General features: G+C 65.2%; 16 protein-coding genes. 10 read left to right on the top strand and 6 right to left on the bottom strand.

Annotated features, from left to right (window positions below; translation table 11 throughout):
* Nucleotides 1-59 precede the first annotated feature (59 nt).
* The 8 genes from WG901_RS14100 to WG901_RS14065 are packed head-to-tail and all read left to right on the top strand — an operon-like array spanning nt 60 to nt 9,186.
* Entirely contained in the window at nt 60-1,406 is a 1,347-nt protein-coding gene (locus WG901_RS14100; RefSeq protein WP_339587732.1) for an nSTAND1 domain-containing NTPase, read from the top strand.
* Nucleotides 1,403-2,746 (top strand): GumC family protein, encoded by a 1,344-nt coding sequence (locus WG901_RS14095; protein ID WP_339587731.1) that lies wholly within the window; start codon nt 1,403-1,405, stop codon nt 2,744-2,746. Before WG901_RS14100 ends, WG901_RS14095 begins: the two co-directional genes overlap by 4 nt.
* Nucleotides 2,743-3,489, top strand: coding sequence for a tyrosine-protein kinase family protein (locus tag WG901_RS14090; RefSeq protein WP_339587730.1), 747 nt, complete (start codon nt 2,743-2,745; stop codon nt 3,487-3,489). The genes WG901_RS14095 and WG901_RS14090 overlap by 4 nt, the downstream gene beginning before the upstream one ends.
* A gap of 11 nt (nt 3,490-3,500) precedes the next feature.
* On the top strand, nt 3,501-4,223 hold the full coding sequence (locus WG901_RS14085; protein ID WP_339587729.1) for a class I SAM-dependent methyltransferase: 723 nt from the start codon (nt 3,501-3,503) through the stop codon (nt 4,221-4,223).
* A 47-nt stretch (nt 4,224-4,270) separates the two neighbouring features.
* On the top strand, nt 4,271-5,602 hold the full coding sequence (locus WG901_RS14080) for a glycoside hydrolase family protein (protein WP_339587728.1): 1,332 nt from the start codon (nt 4,271-4,273) through the stop codon (nt 5,600-5,602).
* A gap of 8 nt (nt 5,603-5,610) precedes the next feature.
* Nucleotides 5,611-6,696, top strand: coding sequence for an acyltransferase family protein (locus tag WG901_RS14075; RefSeq protein ID WP_339587727.1), 1,086 nt, complete (start codon nt 5,611-5,613; stop codon nt 6,694-6,696).
* 1 nt (nt 6,697) lies between these two features.
* Complete coding sequence (locus WG901_RS14070) at nt 6,698-8,089, top strand: hypothetical protein (protein ID WP_339587726.1); 1,392 nt, start codon at nt 6,698-6,700, stop codon at nt 8,087-8,089.
* Nucleotides 8,086-9,186: an acyltransferase family protein gene (locus tag WG901_RS14065; protein WP_339587725.1), complete on the top strand. Its 1,101-nt coding sequence runs from the start codon at nt 8,086-8,088 to the stop codon at nt 9,184-9,186. Before WG901_RS14070 ends, WG901_RS14065 begins: the two co-directional genes overlap by 4 nt.
* Nucleotides 9,187-9,202: 16 nt before the next feature.
* Here the strand turns inward: WG901_RS14065 and WG901_RS14060 are convergent, their stop codons facing one another.
* The 3 genes from WG901_RS14060 to WG901_RS14050 all read right to left on the bottom strand — a co-directional run bounded on the left by WG901_RS14060 (nt 9,203) and on the right by WG901_RS14050 (nt 14,612).
* Nucleotides 9,203-10,006 (bottom strand): polysaccharide biosynthesis/export family protein, encoded by an 804-nt coding sequence (locus WG901_RS14060; RefSeq protein WP_339587724.1) that lies wholly within the window; start codon nt 10,004-10,006, stop codon nt 9,203-9,205.
* Nucleotides 10,007-10,022: 16 nt separating this feature from the next.
* Entirely contained in the window at nt 10,023-11,252 is a 1,230-nt protein-coding gene (locus WG901_RS14055) for a hypothetical protein (RefSeq protein ID WP_339587723.1), read from the bottom strand.
* Nucleotides 11,253-11,414: 162 nt separating this feature from the next.
* The gene (locus WG901_RS14050; RefSeq protein ID WP_339587722.1) at nt 11,415-14,612 is read right to left on the bottom strand and encodes a M10 family metallopeptidase C-terminal domain-containing protein; all 3,198 of its coding nucleotides are present in this window, start codon (nt 14,610-14,612) and stop codon (nt 11,415-11,417) included.
* Between the two features lie 563 nt (nt 14,613-15,175).
* Between WG901_RS14050 and WG901_RS14045 the strand changes: the two genes are divergently transcribed.
* Nucleotides 15,176-16,480: a UDP-glucose dehydrogenase family protein gene (locus tag WG901_RS14045; protein WP_339587721.1), complete on the top strand. Its 1,305-nt coding sequence runs from the start codon at nt 15,176-15,178 to the stop codon at nt 16,478-16,480.
* Between the two features lie 33 nt (nt 16,481-16,513).
* Here WG901_RS14045 and galU read toward each other — a convergent pair whose 3' ends face one another.
* A complete protein-coding gene (gene galU / locus WG901_RS14040; protein ID WP_339587720.1) occupies nt 16,514-17,407 on the bottom strand; it encodes a UTP--glucose-1-phosphate uridylyltransferase GalU in 894 nt (297 codons plus the stop codon).
* A gap of 165 nt (nt 17,408-17,572) precedes the next feature.
* On the opposite strand from galU, the gene WG901_RS14035 reads away from it, so the two are divergent.
* A complete protein-coding gene (locus WG901_RS14035) occupies nt 17,573-18,586 on the top strand; it encodes an SDR family NAD(P)-dependent oxidoreductase (protein ID WP_339587719.1) in 1,014 nt (337 codons plus the stop codon).
* Nucleotides 18,587-18,674: 88 nt separating this feature from the next.
* Here the strand turns inward: WG901_RS14035 and WG901_RS14030 are convergent, their stop codons facing one another.
* Together WG901_RS14030 and csgH are read right to left on the bottom strand one after the other, a co-directional pair.
* Nucleotides 18,675-19,352: a hypothetical protein gene (locus WG901_RS14030; RefSeq protein WP_339587718.1), complete on the bottom strand. Its 678-nt coding sequence runs from the start codon at nt 19,350-19,352 to the stop codon at nt 18,675-18,677.
* Nucleotides 19,353-19,441: 89 nt separating this feature from the next.
* Nucleotides 19,442-19,819, bottom strand: coding sequence for a curli-like amyloid fiber formation chaperone CsgH (gene csgH, locus WG901_RS14025; protein WP_339587717.1), 378 nt, complete (start codon nt 19,817-19,819; stop codon nt 19,442-19,444).
* Nucleotides 19,820-19,938: the final 119 nt, after the last annotated feature.

Genomic DNA, 19,938 nt, shown 5'->3' with positions numbered 1-19,938 from the left:
TGTCGACGGTGCGAACGACACGTTTGATTGGTTTTATTTCAGAGGAAGACGTCAATATCATGCCGAACTTCCTGAGACGCTTTATCGGATGGCTGACCGGCGACACGGCCGACGCCGGCCCGAAGCTGCTGACCTGGATCGGCGACGAGCCGCTGCCGGAGAAGCCGGCGCCCGCCCCGGCCCCGGTATCCGCGCCGGTCATTCGCCATCCCGCGAGCAAGAGCCAGCGCGTCCGCATCGTTCGAGCGTTCGATAGCTCCATGCCGGTCGAGGACCGTTCTGGCCTGTCGGGCCGCGGCACCGAACTGTCGCGCCTGACGAACGCGGTGATCGAACAGGGCAAGCACGCACTGGTCTTTGGCGGCCGCGGCTCGGGCAAGACCTCGCTCTCGCGGGTCTTCGGCGAACTGGCCGACGAGGCGCGCTTCCTCGTCCTCTACCATTCTGTCAGCGGCGACCTCGACTTTCGCGAACTGATGGCGCCCTTCGTCCACGAATTGGTGGCGGTGGCCTCGCAGGGCCGTCGTTCGATCGTCGCGCCCGAAGGCGGCGCCAGTGCCCGGCTCCTCGCCGACTGGATGGCGCTCCATTTCGATCAGGACATCGTGCTGCTGCTCGACGAGTTCGACCGGATTCGCGATCCGCGGACCAAGGAAGAGCTGGCGAGCCTGATGAAGCTGCTGTCGGACATGCGCTTGCCGATCCGCCTGTTCATCATCGGCATCGCCGGCGACATCGAGGAACTCGTCGTGGGGCATCCTTCGCTGCGTCGTCACATGGAGGCGATCCAGCTCGGCACGATCTCGCGCGCCGATCTCGACCACCTGCTCGATCACTGCTGCGCCGTCGCCGGCATGACGATCGATCGCGACGCGCGTGAGGTGCTCGTGCGCGCGGCGATGGGCTCGGCCTATCACCTGCGGCTGTTCGGCATGCATGCCGCGCTGCGGGCCGAGGAACGTCAGAGCCTGCAGATCACCGAAGCCGAAGTCGGCACCGGGCTGACCAAGGCGCTGCTCGAATGGGCGATGATCAGCCGTGAAACGCACGACTGGTTCCGGCATCTGCTCAACGCGCCGGGCGCGATACCCGACCAACTCGGCGCGGTCGCCGTCCTGGCGAGCTATGCCGGACAATTCGACGGTGCGGCGGTGGCTGACGCACTGCGGTCGATCGGCGTGCCCGAGCATCAGATCACGGCACGCAGCGAAACGCTGATGCAACAGCTCGAGCGAGTCACCGATCCGGTCGGCAGCCGCGGAGCGCGCATGTTCCGCGACAATCTGTCGGCGCAGTTCCTGATGCTCATGGTCGCACGCCGGCAGCAGATTTTCGACGAGGAGGTGTCGCACCAGCGGCACGACATGAGCCTCGCGTTCCAAGAGGTTGGGGAGGCGTTCCGATGATACCGTTGGTCGATCTTGTGGAGGCCGTCCGGCAGCGTTGGCGCCTGGCCCTGTTCGGCGGGCTCGCCGTCTTCGCGCTGATCGTGATCATCGCGCTGGCCCAGCCGCGATACTACGCGGCGGTATCTTCGGTGGTGATCGACGTCAGCCAGTCCGACCCGACCGAAGAGGAGAAGTCGCTCAACCCACAGCAGGTCGAGGCGCTCGTCGGCACCCAGGCGGACGTCATCAAGAGCGAGGTCGTGCTGGTCGAGGTCGCGCGGAGAGCCGGTCTCCTGGCACGCCTGCCGGGGCTGGAGAACGACCGCCGTCAGCAGGCCGTCGCCATCATCCGCAGCAATCTGAAGGTCGTCACCGATCGCACCAGCAACGTGATCCGCATCAGCTACATGGACAAGAAGGCGGAGCAGTCGGCCAGGATCGTAAACCTCGTCGCCGACGTGTTCATGGAAAAGCAGGTCGAACTGCGCGCCGTGCCGGCGCGCCGGAACGCGCAATGGTTCAACGAACGCACCGTCGAAGTCCGCCAGCGTTACGAGAAGGCGCAGGAGCGGCTTTCCAACTTCCAGCGCCAGCACGGCATCGTCGGCATCGACCGCATGGATCTCGAGGGCGATCGCGTGAAGACGCTCACCGATCAGTTGGTGATCGCCCAGGCCGATGCGGCGAAGGCGCATTCGGTGGCCGGCCGCGGCACGGTCCCCGAAGTCGCCGGCTCCGACATCGTCCAGAACCTCGAGCGCGAGGTCGCGACCCAGGCGGCGAAGGCTCAGGATCTGAGCAAGACGCTCGGCGCCAATCACCCGCAGATGATCGCGGCGAAGGCCAATCTGCGCGAATTGCAGGCCTCGCTCGCCCAGGCGCGTTCGGGCCAGGAGGGCGCCCTGAGCGCCGCGAGCGGCGCCGCCAGCGCGCGTGAGCGGCAATTGCGCGCGCTGCTGGCGGACCAGCAATCGCGCATGATCGGGCTTTCGACCGTCCAGGACCAGCTGATGGTCCTGCAGCGCGACGTCGATGCCGCGCGCCAGACCTACGATTCGGTGCGCCAGCGCTTCAACGAAGCCTCGCTGCAGGGCGAGATCTCTCAGGCGAGTGCCACCCGGCTCGATCACGCCGCAGTGCCGGTCTTCCCGGCAAAGCCCAATCTCATGCTCTGGTTGGTCGCAGCGGTGGTTCTGGGGATAATGGCGGGCATCGTGCCGCTGCTGCTGCTCGAACTGGCCAAGCCGCGCATTCGCTCGGCACGCGGCGCCGCGCGCGCCACGGATGTCGAACATATCCTCGACTTCACGCGACCGATGGCCGTCGAGCCCGCGCGCCTTGGGGGAGTGGCAGCATGAGAATCCGGGCAAAGGTCGATCGGGCACCGGTCAACGGCGGCTTTCCTTTCGCGGCCGCATCCTTGGCTGCAGCCTCGGGGCTCGAACTCGACGATCCGGCGCCGCCGGGCGAATTGTCGAGCGAGCTTTTCGCCGCTTACGACATGGAGCACTCGGCCGTGCGCAAGATCCGAGCGCTGCGCGCGACGATCTTGCAGGCGGTCGACCAGAAACCGCGCGGCGAAGCGTTGACCTGCGCGCTCGTCGGCATGGATTGCGGCGACGAACTGCCCGGCATCGCCGGCAACCTGGCCATCGTCATGGCCCGGCTCGGCATGCGCACCTTGCTGCTCGAGGCCGACTTCCGCGCGCCGCGGCTGGCGCAGCTCTTCGGCGTTCCCGGCGATCATGGGTTGATCGGCTATCTCGACGACAGCGACGAGCAGCCGGCACCGCTGGCCACGGCCGTCGATGGCCTGCAACTGTTGCCCGCGGGCGCCGAGCAGGACCTGTCGACGCACCATCTCGAGCGCTACTCGATCCTCGAGGCGACACGCGGCTGGCCGGCGATGACCGAATGCGTGATCACCGGCCTACCGATCGGCCGCGACCAGGAAGCCGGATTCCTGGCCAACGTCTTCGCCGGTTTCGACACCGCCGTCCTGCTGACCAAGCAGCACCGCACGACATACGACCGCGTCCGCTCGGTGATCGACGTGCTCGACAGCGCGGCCATCCCGATCGCCGGCACGGTCCTGCTCTGAAAGGATCGGTCATGGCCAGCCAGACCTCGCAGCGATATCTCGCGGGCGATTACCTGTCCGAAAATCCCGATTGGCACGAGGATGACGCGCCGTGGAAGGCGGGGCTGATCAAGGGGCTTCTCGACCAGTCGGCCTTGCGCCCGCGCTCGATCTGCGAGGTCGGCTGCGGCAGCGGCCGTGTGCTCGAGCTGGTCCAGGAAGCCTACCCCGGATCGACGGGCGACGGTTTCGACATATCGCCGCAGGCCTACCAGATCAGCAACCGACGGGCGGGCTCGGGTCTTTCCTTTCATCATGGCTCGCCGTTCGGCCAGCCGCTGACCTTCGATCTGGCGATGGCAATCGATGTCATCGAACATGTCGAGGATCCTTTCGCCTTCGCACGCGCGCTGGCCGAGATCGGTGAATACCAGCTGTTCCACATACCGCTCGACATGAACGCGCTGGCCGTGGCGCGCGGCTGGCCGGTGATGAACGCACGCTCGCAGATCGGCCATCTCCACTATTTCAACCGCGACACCGCGATCGCCCTGCTGCGCGAATGCGAGCTCGAGATCGTCGCCGAGCGCTATACGCCCTGGGCGATCGACCAAAGCGACAAGACCTGGAAGAAGCGCCTCGCGGCCTGGCCGCGACGGATCGCCTTCCAGCTGAGCGCTCATGCCAGCGCGCGGCTGCTCGGCGGCTGGTCCCTCCTCGTGCTGACGCGCAAAGCTTCACCCTCCCGATCATGAAGGAGGGTCCGACCCGAAGCTGGCAAAGCCGCGGGCGCGCGTCGCGGATGGCCAAGCGATTTGCCGCACCGGCCGTGCTGGCCGTCCTGGCGGCCGTGGCGACGGTCGTATCGAGCGCGGCGCCGCCGGCCAAGGAACGCATAGTCGTGCCGAAGACGCTGTCGGCCGGTCGCGCCGCACCGCTTCTGATCGGCGTAGGCACCCATTTCGGCATCGGCGGCGAGTACAATTATCAGATCGGCGAAAGCGCGCGGCTGATCGACGAGCTGGGTTTCGATTCCTTCCGCGACGATCTCGACTGGCCGGCATTCCAGGATGCCAAGGGCGCCTTTCCCGGTCGGCTCGGTCAGTTCATGGCCGCGACGAAGGCACGCCCCCTGCTGATCCTGACCGCCGGCAACCGCCGCATCGAAGGCGCCAACCCGCCTGTCACGCCCGGCGGCCGCACCGCCTATGCGACCTTCGCGGCCCAGGTCGCCGCCACCCCGCAGGGCGATCGCGCGCTGCTGGAACTGGGCAACGAATGGAACCTGCGCGCCGTCATGGGCCGCGCCGCGCTCGCCGATGCGGGCCGCATCGAAGACCCGCGTGCCGCTGGCAACTATATCCCGCTGGCACGCGCGGCGATCGCCGCCGCCGGCGCGGCGAACCCGCGGGCCACGGTGCTCTACGGCGCCGCCGGGACCGACCCGCAATGGCTCTGGCTCGGCGCCGTTGCCGCCGGGCTCAAGCGCCAGCGTGCCGGACTTTCGGTCCACTACTACAACCATTGCAAGCCCGCCGCCGACCGCACCGCGAGCGAAGCCATCGGCGAAATGCAGCGGCTGCGCGAAACGCTGGGTCGCACGGCGGGTACCGCGCCCGACCTCTACATCACCGAAATCGGCTGGCCGACCGCGACGAGTTGCCGGATTTCCCGTGAGCAATCGGCCGACAATCTCGCCCAGTTTCTTCTCTGGTCGATGGCGACGCCCTGGGTGCGCGGGGTGTGGATCTACCAGCTCAAGGATCAGGGCCTGAATACCGACGACATCGAGGACAATTTCGGGCTCTACGATTACAACTACAAGCCGAAGCCGTCGGCCTGCCTCGTCAAGGAAAGCATCGGCCTGTCCCGCGCGATGCGCCGGAGCCGCGTCGCCTATCGATCTCCACGTATCACGGTCCTCGACTATGCCGGCGCCGACGGACGCAAGCTGATCGCCTGGACCAACGAACCCGCAGCGGTGGCCACGCTGCGACCGACGGGGCAGTCCGTCGAAAGCCGGCCACTCTGCGGCACGGGCGCCAAGGCCGCGACGGTCAGCATCACCAACACCCCCACGGTCATCGCCGTAGCCCAGCCGGCGGCGGACATGGCCTTCGAGGCCGAGTTTTGACGCGGGTCGTGGCGCCGCCGGGGGAACCCGCCAAGGCCGCAAGGCTCGAAGGCGTCCAGGCGCTGCGCTTCCTCGCCGCACTGCTCGTCGTGATCGGCCATTGTCAGCACGAGGCCGTCGAAGCCCTCGGCGCACAGGCCGGCGCGGCCCGGTTCATCGCCTTCGACTGGGGGATCGGCGTCGACATCTTCTTCGTCATCAGCGGCTTCATCATGTGGCATCTGATGCAGGACAGCTTCGGCAAGCCCGGCGAGGCGCAGCGTTTCCTGCGCCGCCGCGTCCTGCGCATCGTGCCGATCTACTGGTTGGGCACCACCGCGATCGCTCTGGTCACGCTGGCGGCCTTCTCGCCCGGCGAATCGATCCCTTTCGCGCTGGCCTCGTACCTCTTCATCCCCTGGCCCCACCCCGACGGCCGGGGCCTGTTTCCGGTGCTGACGCTCGGCTGGACGCTGAACTACGAGATGATGTTCTACTGCGTCTTCGCGCTGGCGCTGACCCTGCCCAGGCGCCTGGGCCTGACCTTGTTGCTGTCGGTCTTCGCGGCGCTCTTTGTTGCCGCGCGGCTGGCCCCGCCTCAGGCCTTCATGCTGAAATTCTGGGGCGATCCGATCATCTTCGAGTTCCTGTTCGGCATCGGCCTGGCGGCGCTACATCGCCATCGCGCGACGCTGCCTGGCTGGGTTGCCCTGATCGTCGCAGGTGCCGGCTTCCTGCTGGCGACATGGTCCTATCAGACCGGCGCCTACCACGAGCTCGCGCGCGCGATCACCGGCGGCATTCCCGCGCTGCTCATCGTCGGCGCGGTCGTCTGCGGACCGCGCCTGTCGGTCAGTTCCCGGCCGGCCCGGCTGGCCGTGCTGGGCGGCGACGCATCCTATGCGCTTTACCTTGCCCACCCTTTCGCGCTCAAGGCTGTGGCCGCGGCATCCGCGAAGCTCGGTCTATGGACGCTCGCCCCCGTCGCGCCGATCCTGGCCATGCTGGCGGCCGCCGTCATCGTATCCGTTCTGATCTACCGCTTTGTCGAGCGCCCGATCCTAAGCGCTCTCCAGCGGCATTTCGCCCGTCCCGCCGTGCGGCTGGGAAGCTGACATGGCCACGCTCGCACCCAGCCCCGCCGGCCGATCCTGGCAAAGCACTCCGGCCACTTCCGCGCCGAAGCAGGTGGACGGATTCTACACCCAGTGGATGGTGCGCCTGCTTTTCCTCGACGTGGCGCTCTATGCCATCCGCGACACACTGACCGGCTCGATCCGCTACTACATGGACATGTTCGGGCTATCGACCCTGTGGTTCGTGCCCGACGGCCTCGCCTTCGTCGTCTTCGCCTATTTCTGCTATGCGGCGATCTTCCAGAACCGTTCGATCCTGGCAGGCATGCTGGTCGTGAATTTCTTCGCGGCGGCCGTGATCGGCGCAATCTACATGAACCAGTCCAGCCTGGCCTTCGTGACCGGGATCAAGGCCGTCATACCGCTGTTCGTGGGCATGGCCTTCCTCGACCGGTCGATCACCGAGAAGCGCTATTGCCGGATCATCCTGTTCACGATGATGGCGATGTCTTCGATTGGCCTGATCCTCGCGCCCCATTCGAACTATCCCTGGGTGGGCGCCAACATCAGCAATTTCGGCTTCGAAAAGACCGTCGGCAAGCTGTGGTGGGCGGGCGGCGTCGTGCGGTACGGCGGCTTCGCCGGCGACAGCACGATGGCTGCCTTCATGGTCATCTTCCCCTATTTCCTGCTGTACAAGCACTTGCCGCGCTGGGCCAACGTGCTGCTCTGGCCGGTGCTGTTCTACGCGCTCGACATTTCGACCAGCAAGACGGCGAGCGGCGTGCTCGCGGCCTTCGTGGCCTATTACGTCGCGATCCACATCCTGGTGCCCGCGCGGCGCCAGTTGGGGCTGCAGCAGGGTGTCGCCGTCTCGTCTTACCTGCTGGTGCTGTTCCCGATCCTGATGATCTTCACCCTGGGCGGCGCCAATCTCGATGCCAACTATCCGGACCTGTTCAGCCTGCAGGACCGCATCGACAATTCCTGGCAGAAGCCCTTCGAGTATCTCTCGCAGACCTACCCGGCGGGACTGCTGACGGGCTGCGGCCTGGGCTGCTTCTCCTATCCCATGACCTATACCGAGATGGCCGGCTATGCCGTGCCCGTCGACAACTTCTACATCACGACCTACCTGTTCCTTGGCATTCCTTTCGGGATCCTGGTGATCGCGCAGGCCTTTGCCGTGCGAAACCTGCGCGACCCGAGCAAGCTCGCGCTCGTCGCGATGCTCAACATCTATACGATCACGGTCGCCTGCTACGGCCCGTCCTTCGCCACGATCATCGCCGGCTACGTATTCAGCGGGCTATTCGGCAAGGCGGCCTTCGGCCCCAGCTATTCGCGCAAACACCGATCGGCCGTCACGCCGGTCGCCCCCGCTCCATCCGCCGCGGCAGAACCCGCGCTCCGTTCAGGGATCTCCGCATGACCGAAGCACGCCCGAAGCACAGGCTCGACCACATCGACGGCCTGCGCGGCCTTGCCGCATTCGCCGTGCTGCTCGGTCATTGGGCCGAATATGTCGGGCACGTCACGCCCTTCCGCCCGCTCGGTGAACTGCTCACCGGCGCCTTCCGCGAGTATTTCAGCACCGGCCGGCTCGGCATCGTCGCCTTCTTCTGCATCAGCGGCTTCGTCATTCCGTTCAGCTTCAGCGGTCCCGCGCCGATCGGCAAGTTCGTGATCAGTCGGTTCTTCCGGCTCTATCCCGCCTATTGGGCCTCGATCCTGCTCGCGATCGTCGTCATCCCCCTGTTTACCGGCCAGATCTTCGGATCCTGGCAGGTCATCGCCAACCTCACGATGGTGCAGATGCTGCTGCGCGCGCCCGACATCCTGGGCGTCTACTGGACGCTGTTCATCGAACTGATCTTCTACGGCATCTGCTTGGTCGCCTTCGCCGGACGCCTGCTGCACAATCCGCGCTTCAATCTCGCGATGATGGCATTGTTCCTGACCCTCGCGCTGGCAATGGGCGGCTATCGCTGGATCAATCCGCAAAGCGATCTGCCCGTCGGCCTGCCGACCTACCTAGCCGCGATGCATTTCGGCACGATCGCGCGGATCTGCGTCCTCGAACGCGATCCCTTCGCCTGCCGGATCTTCTGGCCATCGGCGCTGATCCTGGCAGCGGCGACCACCACGGCGAACACCTTGGCCTACCTGCACGCGAAGAACGAGTTGGTCGGCTGGGTCGCCGCGAACACGGGCTATCTGGGCGGGCTGGCCCTGTTCCTGCTGTGTGCGCTGAAGCGTTGGTTCGGCGGCGCGCTGTTCGCGTGGTTCGGCCTGATCAGCTATTCGCTGTACCTGTTCCACCCGATCTTCCTGCACATGTTCGTCGGGCTCTGGCCGACAATGCCCTGGCTGGTGTCGCTCGCCGTGCTTACCCCGATGCTGTTCCTCGGCTCGATCGGCACCGCCGCGCTGGTCCAGCGCTATGTCGAGGCGCCCTCGATCGCGATCGGTCGCGCGTTCGACCAGCGCTATCGCGACTGGATTTCGCGCCGCGCGCAAAACGCCTGAAACCGGGGCTACCGGATCAGAACAGCTTTTCCTTGATGACCAGAACGTCCTCGGGCTGGACGACATCGTCGAGCTTCAGGCCCTCGACGCGCTTTCCCTCGCGCCGGACCTCGATCTTGCTCGATGCCGCCAGGGTCGGACCGCCCGCCTGCGCCATGGCCTGGCGATAGGTCATCCCGGGCTGGTACTTGTAGCCGCCCGGCTGGTTCACCTGGCCGTAGACGAAGAAGCGCTCCTGCGGCGGCACGAACAGCACGTCGCCGGGCTCGAGCCTGCGGGTGGCCGCGCCGCTCATGTCGTTGAGCGAGATGCGTGCAGGCGCGCCGCCGCCGGCCGGTGTCAGGATCACCGCATTCGCCCCCGAATCCTTGATCCCGCCTGCCAGTGCGATCATCGAGGCGACGGTGTAGGGTCGGTCGAGCGGATAGTTGCCCGAACTCGGCACGTCGCCGAGCACGGTCACGGTCTTGCTGATGAAGCTCGTCACGTCGACGTTGACCGAGGGCTTCACGAGGTAGCCCCCTGCCTCATAGGCCCGCGCTATCTCGCGGCTGAGATCGCCGGTCGTCTTGCCGAGCGCCTGCACCGGTCCGAGCAGAACGAGATTGACCGTACCGTCCGCCTTGATCCGGGTTTTCACCGCCATGTCCGGTTGCCCGAAGATCTTGACCTCGACCTCGTCGTTGGGGCCCAGCAGATAGTCCGACGCAACGCGCGGAGCGGCCATCGGCGGGGCTGTGACGGGTTGGGCCTGAACGCTCCCGATAGTGCCGAGAGCCAGGGGAGCGACCAAATACATCGCGGCGATCAGATCGCGCATCTGCTTGTCTCCATGTTTAGAAAACCGCTTCCGCCCCGAGCGTCACGGTGAAGGCCTTGTAGCTTCCGACGAGCGCATCGTCGGTCGACCGGTTGTAATAGCCCGCGCCGCCGACCAGCTTGAAGCGCTCGGTCAGCTTGCGCCGCAGGGTCAGTTCGGCCGCCCAGACGCGATCGCTGTCGATCGGCGAGCGGTTGGTGATCGTCTCGTGCCGGAAGCGACGGTCGCGCCGTTCGACATTGCCCTCGATCTCGGTGAGGCTGCTCAAGGGCAGCCGCAAGCGCGCGGTATAGGCGTTCTGCAGCACGTAGCCGGTGGTGATCAGGCTGTCGTTGACCACCGTCCTGCGCGATCCGAGCGTGATGACCATCGGGCTCAGCAATCGCGTCGTGGCCGAGACGTCCCAGCCCACCCCGTCATGCTTCTGGATCGTCGGCACGGTCGGCCGGACGCGCAACGCGTGGACGTCGATATGCGCGGACAGGCGCGAGGAGATCGCGCGATCGAAGATCACGCTCGCACGGTCGACGCGATTGGTATAGCCGAGCGTGTCGCGCCGGGCCTCTTCGCGCTGGACGGCCAGTTGCAGGACGCCGAAGCTCGGCTTCGCGAAGCTCAGGCTCGCGGCGTAGATGTTCGAGGTCTGGTCGGCGAAGTCGAAGGCATCCTCGTTGCGTGTCGTGGTGCGCAGGTAGGACGCCTTGGGATAGATGCCCGCGGGCCTTTCGCACGACACGGCGATCCCGAGTTCGCTGAAACGCTGCTGGTTCTCGACGGCGCCGTTGAGATCGCCGTAGTTCGCGCGCTCTGCACGATAGCTCGCCTTGGGGCTGACGGTGCAAGGATTGAGCACGGCGATCTTGCCGCCGATCCGGCCGACGAAGCGCGGCTTGCTCCGCTCGCCGTTCGAAACGAAGCGATCGTAGCCCGCCAGCGCCGAGAGGTTCAGGCTGTTCGGACCGATCGTGCGATTGAACCGCGCCTCGACGGTCGGGGTGACGATGATGTCGTCGACCCGCTGGGCGACGTCATCGTTCGTGCGGAAGATGTTGCTGTCGTAAGTGGCCTGCACGGCAGCGCGCAGGTTGAAACCATTCTGCTCGATCGCGGGCAGCGCTTCGAGCTTCTCGCGTTCGGTTTGGGCCAGAGCGGGCGAAGGCAGCATGGCGGCCACGAGCAACAGCGCCGCACGGTGACGCGATGCCAGGCGGCCGGCAAAGCGCCGCTGTGGATTGAGTGCCGTCATCTGCGGCTTTTACTGCGCTGCAGCGCGGCGCCCCGCCAGCGGTTTGTCGCCAGCCGTTGCTGGATTGCGACGGATCAGCGCAGCGCCGCTCGGGACCGGGCCGAAAAATTGTGCAGCGCACCGTAAACGGCCCCTCCCGATCGCGGAAGGGGCCGTCAACGGTCAGAGCATGAAGGATCCGGCGTTCAGCGGTGCGGGCGAGTCGACCCAGAAGCTGAAATCGGCCTTACCGTCGCCGTTCACGTCACCCTGGACGAGGAAGTGATTGGGCGATTCCGCAACCGCGATCAGCTGGCCGGCCTTGCCCGTGAAGGCGCCGGTTTCGACGAAGGTGAACTTGTCATTGTTCGCCGTGCCCGCGATCGCATCGATCTGCGAGAGATCGATGATGTCGCCCTCGGCGCGGTTGAAATCGCGGATGGCGTCGCGCGCCTCGTTGGTCGACTGAGCCATCGTCTGGAGCAGGAAAGTATCCGCCCCAGCACCACCGAACAAGGTGTCGGCACCGCCGCCACCGATGATCCGGTCGTTGCCCGCACCGCCCATGATGACGTTGTCGCCGGCATTACCGAACAGCACGTCGTCGAAGTCCGAGCCGGTCAGGTTTTCGAAGCCCGAGATCGTGTCGATCCCCGCGCCGGTAGTGTCCTGCCGGCCGAGACCGAGATTGACCGTCACGCCCGCCGCGGCCGAAGCATAGGACACCGTGTCCGTCCCCGCGCCACCCGACAGCACGTCGTTCCCCGCGCCGCCGTCGATCAGATCGTTGCCCGAGCCGCCGATCAGCGTCTGCTCGCCGGAGCCGCCGATCAGCGTCGAATCGGTCGATCCCGAAACGGCATGCTTGGTCAGCGCACCGCTCGTCGGGTCGAAGCTCTTCGAGACCGTCGTTCCGGCAAGATCGGTGATGAGCGAGCTCAACTTCGCGCCGGCCGCGTTGTAGGTGAAGACCTGCTTGGTGCCATCGGCCTCGATCCGCGTCGAGGTCGCGAGCTTGCCCGCCGTGTCATAGGTCGCCAGCGCTTTGGCGCCGCTCGCGGCGTAGTTCTCGGTCGAATAGAGCGTGCCATCGGCGCGCTCACGCACGACCGCGGTGACCTTGCCCGTCGCGTCGAAATACTGGTGCTGCTGCGTGTAAGCCAGGCCCGTCAGCTTGTAGGCGAACGATTCGCCCGTCCCGTTGACGTTCACGACCGTCTTGTGCGTCAGAGCGCCCGTCGCCGCGTCGTAGAGCTTGGTGGTCTTGGTCCCCGACACGTCGATCTGCAACGTCGAGATCGCCACGCCCGCGCTGTTGTAGGTCGAGATCAGCTTCGCGCCATTCGCCTCGATCCGCGTGGTCGAAGCCAGCTTGCCCGCCGTATCGTAGCTCGAGAAGGCCTTCGCACCGGTCGCGCCATAGTTTTCGGTCGAGTAGAGCGTGCCGTCGGCTCGCGAGCGCACCACACCCGTGACCTTGCCCGACTGGTCGAGGTACTGCTGCTGCTGCGTATAGGGCAGCCCGGTAAGATTGTAGGCGGTGGCCTCGCCGCTGCCGTCCGCCTTCGTGACCTGCTTGTTGGCCAGCTTGCCGTCGGCGTCGTAGGTCAGAGCCGTCTTGGTGCCGTCGGCGCTCACCGAGTTGACCGTGCGCGCGCTTCCGGTGCCCAGCACCTCGACGCTGCGTTCGCCGGTCGCGGTCACCTTCGAGATGCTGGTCGCCAGGTTATTGGTGAAATTGGTCGAGATCGACGAACCGTCGGGTGCCTCAGACTTCGTCCAGAGCTTGAAACCGGTGGCCTGGTCGAAGCTCGTGGTCACCCGCACACCGGCCACCGACACGTCGACGCGTTCGATGATCTTGCCGGCCGTGTAGCGCGACACGCTTCGCGAACCGTCGGTGCCGACGGTCTGCTCGTACTGCTTGACGCCACTGACGAAGGCGATGTCCGTCGTCGCCACGAGCTTGCCGCTCGCGTCGAAGCTCTGGTCCTTCTCCCAGTTCGGCCCGGTCAAGGCCACGACGAACGAATAGCCGCCCTCGACCTTGGCCAGCACGTCACCGTAATTGGCGATGATGTACTTCAGCGTCTCGGAGGTCGATACGGCCAGCTTGTGCGTATCGCTGAGAATGATCTTCTCGAGCTGCGGCTTGTCCGCCAACTGATCGAGATGCGCCACGAAATCAGCGGCGGTCATCGTCACCTGCGCAGGCGTGGCCGCGGCCGGTTCGGTGACCGGCCCAGAAGCGCCGACCTCGACGATCAGCGGCCGATCGCCGACCGCCAGCGTCACCGAACTCACGTTGTGATAGACCGCGACCGGGCTGGAGCCGTTGATCGGATCGTAGACGTAGACGCTCTGCTGGACCGAACCGAACTCGACCTTGGTCTGGACGGCAGCCGTATTCCTCTCGACGTTCTGCACGTCGTCCCAGACCTGCACGTCGCGCCACAGGACGATGTCGTAGACGCCGTCGCCCTTGGCCAGGGTCAGCGCATGTCCGTCAGACGGCAGCCCCGTCGCCGTGAACTGGGTCCCGCTGGCCACGGCCGAACCGCCGCTGCTGGCATTGCCGAGCACCGTAGTGAGATTGTGCAGCGCCACGGCCGCAAGCTTGGGCGTACCGTCGCTTTCGAACAGACCGAAGTTGCGCTCGCGGTCTCCCTTGTCGGTCGTCTGGTTGCTGTCGAACAGCTCATAGAGGAAGGTCTGTGCCGAACCGTTCTCGAAGGCGTTGAACAGCGCCGTCAGAGTCAACTTGGCCTGGCTCGTCGCATTGACGCCGAGCCGGTCTTCGGTCTCGTGCGTGGTGTAACCGGTCTCGGTGATGAAGACCTTCTGACCGCTGACGGCATTCGCCGCGAGCGCCAGAAAACGTTCCTGCTGCGCATCGGCGCTGCCGCCGGTCGCGGTATATGCATGCGAGTTGCCATAGTCGGCATACTGCGAAAGATTGCCGACCGCTGCATACTTGCTGGCGTCCTCGTGACCGATCGAGAGGTTGATCACGGGCACGTCGAGAAGATCGGCGTTGGCCTTGACCGCGCCATAGAGCACGCGCTGCACCGCCGCGGCGCCGGCCAGCGTGGTGTTGCCGTTGAAGTTGACCGCGTTGAGATCGACCTCGTTGAGGCCTTCGACCGCGATCACGGCACCGGGGTTATCCTTGGCGAAAGTGCCGACGTTCTTGACCCAGGTCTGGACATCGGCCGTCGTCGCCTGCGGGGAAAGGATGAAATCGAACTTGATGCCGGCATCTGCCAAGGCGCCCAGTGCCTGCTTGGCCGCGCCCTGTGCCGAGAAGGCGTCACGGACAGTGTCGATACCGAGATAGTTCAGGCTTTTGATGACCAGCGCCGTATTCGCGTAGCCATCCATGACGAAACCCGAATGCGTATTTACCCCAAGAGTGGAAAGAAAGTCCGACGCCGACAGCGAACCGGCGGTAAGATTTATAGACATTTAGGAACCCCGTTGCAGTGAACGGGTGTATGACTTGTTCCGCTCAATCTTGTGTGATGATCGACGGTAAATGAAGATTAGGAATCCCGCCTAAAACGTTCAAAAGTATACAAAACTCGACTCGTCGAATCTCGCCCCAAACACCCGAAGCATCGGTCGAATCGACATTCAGCCGGCATCACATCGTCCAGCCGCAAGCTGGCCGCGATCGACGCAATTCTGTCGTAATTTTATATTTCCGATCCCACCGCCGAAGCGCACCCGCATACGACGTTGATGCGGGACCCGCTTGTCGGCAAGTCCACCATGGACCTGCCGCACCGGGCAAGCGGCGAACCGCATGGGCCGGTCCAACCTGTCCGAAGAGCGCCCAATGTGTTAACGGCTTCCGCGTTCCGTCATCGTTCCGCTATATCGCTCGCCAAGGTGGCGCCGCAGGGTCGGCCCGTCGGACATGACTGAAAGGGAATGATCTTCGAATGCGCATCGCGATGATAGGATCGGGCTACGTGGGACTGGTTTCCGGCGCCTGCTTTTCCGATTTCGGACACGACGTCGTCTGCGTCGACAAGGACGAATCGAAGATCGCCGCGCTCAATGCCGGCGAAATCCCGATCTTCGAGCCCGGCCTCGATCACCTCGTCGCGAGCAACGTCAAGGCCAAGCGCCTCTCGTTCACCGCCGATCTCGCCGCCGCGGTGCGCGAAGCCGATGCCGTATTCATCGCCGTGGGCACGCCATCGCGTCGTGGCGACGGCTATGCAGACCTCTCCTATGCCTATGGCGCCGCGCAGGAGATCGCAGAGGCGCTCGACGGCTTCACCGTCATCGTCAACAAGTCCACCGTGCCCGTCGGCACCGGCGACGAGGTTGAACGCATCATCCGCGAGACAAATCCCAAGGCCGAATTCGCGGTGATCTCGAACCCCGAATTCCTGCGCGAGGGCGCCGCCATCGCCGACTTCAAGCACCCCGACCGCATCGTCATCGGCAGCGAGGACGAGCGCGGGCTCGAGGTCATGCGCGAGATCTACCGACCGCTGTTCCTCGGCGGCAAGTCGCCGCTGGTCGAGATGAGCCGTCGCGGCGCGGAACTGACCAAGTATGCGGGCAACGCCTTCCTTGCGACAAAGATCACCTTCATCAACGAGATCGCGGATCTCTGCGAAAAGGTCGGCGCCGACGTGCGCGAGATCGCGCGCGGCATCGGCCTCGACAACCGCATCGGCTCGAAGTTCCTCAACGCCGGCCCCGGCTATGGCGGCTCGTGCTTCCCCAAGGATACGATCGCCCTGCTCAAGACCGCGCAGGACTTCGAAGCGCCGCAGCGCATCGTCGAAGCCGTCGTCGCGGTGAACGACAACCGCAAGCGCGCGATGGGCCGCAAGGTCATAGCTGCGGCGGGCGGCGACGTGCGCGGCAAGCGCGTCGCGATCCTGGGCCTGACCTTCAAGCCCAACACCGACGACATGCGCGATTCGCCGTCGATCGCGATCATCCGCGCGCTGCAGGATGCCGGTGCGACGATTGCCGCCTGCGATCCCGAAGGCGTGGATCAGGCGCGCAAGGTGCTCGACGACGTGATCTTCACCGACGATCCGTGGGAAGCGATCGAGGGCGCCACCGCTGCAGTGATCGTCACCGAATGGGATGCCTATCGCGCGCTCGACCTGCGCCGCATGCGCGAAAGGCTCGCGCAGCCGGTGCTGGTCGACCTGCGCAACATCTACGACCGCGGCGCAGCCGAAGCCGCGGGGCTGGTCTACCACGCCATCGGCCGCTGAGGGATTGGCGGACCAACCGGTCCGCCAACGGCCTCAGTCCAGGAGGCGCCGTGCGATCTGGCGGATGTCGTCAGCCATGTCGGGACGTTCGAGCGCGAGCGCCAAGGTCGCCTCGACGAAGCCGATCTTCGAACCGCAGTCGAAGCGGCGACCGGCGAAAGTGACCGCGTGGAACGGCTGTTCGCCGATCATCCGCGCCATGGCGTCGGTCAGCTGGATCTCGCCGCCCGCACCCTTCTCCTGTCCCTCGAGCGTGCGCATGACTTCGGGCTGGAGAATGTAGCGCCCCGAAATGATCAGGTTCGACGGAGCGTCTTCGACCTTCGGCTTCTCGACCAGGCCGCGCACCTCGGTCAGCGCGCCGCCGAAGCCGTCAAGCCGATCGCCAGGGGCGATCACGCCGTAACTGGAAACGTCTTCGCGCGGGACTTCGAGAACGCTAATCAGGTTGCCGCCGATCTCGTTGTAGGCCTCCACCATCTGCTTCATGCAGCCTGGCGACCCGACCATGAGTTCATCGGGCAGGAAAATCGCGAAGGGCTCGTCGCCGACGATGGCGCGCGCGCACCAGATCGCGTGACCCAGCCCCAGCGGCACCTGTTGGCGCACCGTGATCAGATTGCCGGGCTGGACCCAGGTCCGCTCGAGCGCGTCGAGCTTCTTGTTGCGGTCCCGCATCGTCGTCTCGAGCTCGAAGGCATGGTCGAAATGCTCGACCATCGCGGTCTTGCCGCGGCCGGTAACGAAGATGAGTTGCTCGATCCCCGCCTCGCGCGCCTCGTCGACCGCATATTGGATCAGCGGACGATCGATGATCGGCAGCATCTCCTTGGGAATGGCCTTCGTTGCCGGAAGGAAGCGCGTGCCGAGGCCTGCCACCGGAAACACTGCTTTGCGAACCGGCTTGCGGAGCGATTGTGCGTTCATGGGCAGAGCATAACGCGATTATTTGTGCAGTGCAGTGAAACTTGCACCGGGATACCGCATGCCGAGGTCCGATCATCGCAGCCGAGGCATCGCCATAGCCCTCCATGTTCGACTATGAGACGGCGGTAGTCGATCGTTAACCATGAAGGCATAAGCAAACCGGCCATGCGCACCGTCCTCGTCACCGGCACGGCCGGCTTCATCGGCTTCCACCTCGCCCGTCACCTGCTCGCCGAAGGGTTCCGCGTCGTCGGCGTCGATGCGATCACCGACTACTACGACGTCGGCATCAAGCACCGCCGCCACGCCCTGCTGCGCGAGAGCAATGCCTTCAGCGCCGAGGAATTCGACATCCTCGACCACGAGCGGCTGATGACCTTCGCACGGCAGGCAAAGCCCGACGCGATCGTCCACCTCGCTGCTCAGGCCGGCGTGCGCTATAGCCTCGAGCATCCGCGCACCTATATCGACACCAACATCACCGGCACCTTCAATGTCATGGAAGTGGCGCGCGAACTCGGCGTCCAGCATCTGCTGATGGCCTCGACCTCGTCGGTCTACGGCGCCAACGAGGACATGCCCTTCAGCGAGACGCAGAAGTGCGACACGCCGCTGACGATCTATGCCGCGACCAAGAAGGCCAACGAGGAGATGGGGCATTCCTATGCCCATCTGTGGAACCTGCCGGTCACCATGTTCCGCTTCTTTACGGTCTACGGACCCTGGGGGCGCCCCGACATGGCGCTGTTCAAGTTCACCAAGGGCATCCTCGAGGGGACGCCGATCGACATCTACAACCACGGCCAGATGTGGCGCGACTTCACCTATGTCGAGGATCTCGTTCGCGGCATCCGGCTGCTGATCGACGCGGTGCCCGAACGGCCCGCGAGCCGCGACGCCGTGCCCGCGGGTGACAGCCTCTCACCGGTGGCGCCGTTCCGCGTGGTCAACATCGGCAACAGCGACAAGGTCCGGCTCGAGGATTTCATCGACGCGATCGAGCAGGAACTCGGCAAGAAGGCGATCCGCAACTACATGGACATGCAGCCGGGCGATGTTCCGGCGACCTGGGCCGATGCCTCGCTGCTCCAGACGCTGACGGGATACAGCCCTAAAACCGATGTGCGCGAAGGGGTTAGCCGTTTCGTCGCCTGGTATCGCGACTACTTCGCGGCCTAGGTCACCCACACAGCAAAACGGCAGCAGGGCTTGCGCCACTGCTGCCGTCTCGGCCCGCAAGGGGGAGGCGCCGTGCGGCGCGGCCCGGTTACTGGCGGATGCTGACGATGTTGCCGATGCCGTTCTGCGAGACGAAGGCCACGCTGGCGTTGGTGCCCTGGTAGACCGAAGCCTGGTTCTGGTTGCCGAACTGCAGGATCGAGGCGAAAGTATTGTCGGCGAACTGCTGGGTGCGCGCTTCGTTGCCGATGCCGTCCTGCAGAATAAAGCCGACGTTGTTGTTGCCCTTGGTCTCGAGCGAAGCGAAGTTGTCCGAACCGCGCTGCAGCGCGACCTGGAGGTTGTTTTCGCCGGCCCAGGCATACTGCTGGCGGTTGTTGTTGGCGTCGGTGTAGTCCGCCTTGCCCTCGCCCGAGACGCGCTGGAACTTGCCGAGATCCAGGCCGAGGCCGAGGAAGGCGAGTTCGGCACCGCCGCCGCGCGAGTTGAGCGCGGGCGAGATCTGCTCGGCCGAAGCGGCGTCCGCGAAGCGGATCACTTCGGTAGTTGCCTGAAAGCTATAGCTTTTTCCGGTGTCGATCGCATCGACCTGGGCGACGAAGGGGCTCGCGACCGACTTGCTGGCGACCTGGTCCATCGCGGCCGACTTGGGCGCGCCGAGGGCGATCTGATCGACGAAGGCGTCCGACTGGACGGCCAGAGCGGGCGAAGCGGCGAAAGTAAGGGCCGCAGTCGCGGCGGAAATCATGATGTCGATCTTGCGCATTTTTCTGCTGCCTTCTCTCGGATGTTCGATGAGGCAGAATTTATGCGCCGGCGGTAAAAACGTAGTTCTCTTGCAGCGTTAACGGATATTTACTTATCGAGGGCGGTTTCGGCCACCAGATCTTCGCCGTCATACACGCGCAAGTGTATGGAATAGTGATCGGATTCGCCGAGCCGACCGAACGAAACCTGCGACAAACGCGCCGCCAGGCCCGGTGCAACCGCGACGCGACCGCCCTGCGACACGCTTGAACGGCCGCCAGAACCGCGCTTTTCGCCGACGAGTTCATAGCGCAGGGTTAACGCCGAATCGGCGCTGGCATAGCCGACGAAGAGCGAGCCGCCCGCCGCGTCGGGCTCGGCCGCGATCCAGACCTTTACGGGTTCCGTCACTGTAGAAGCTCCTGCGCTCGTCGCGCCCAAGAGGCCGGCGACACCGGCGAGAAAGGCTGCGAAGCGTGCGCGCATGGGTTCAGTTGCCGGTCGGCGGTGCAGCGGTGCCGCCGCCGGGCACGATGACCGGCGCACCGTTGGTGCCGGTGCCGGTGCCGCCCGTGGCGTTCTGCAGAGCCTGGGCCGCGGCCTGG

The organism is Novosphingobium anseongense (genome assembly GCF_037482895.1).
GTDB lineage: Bacteria > Pseudomonadota > Alphaproteobacteria > Sphingomonadales > Sphingomonadaceae > Novosphingobium > Novosphingobium anseongense.
The sequence above is the reverse complement of the archived record's forward strand: the minus strand, read 5'-3'. Positions and strand labels throughout refer to the sequence as shown.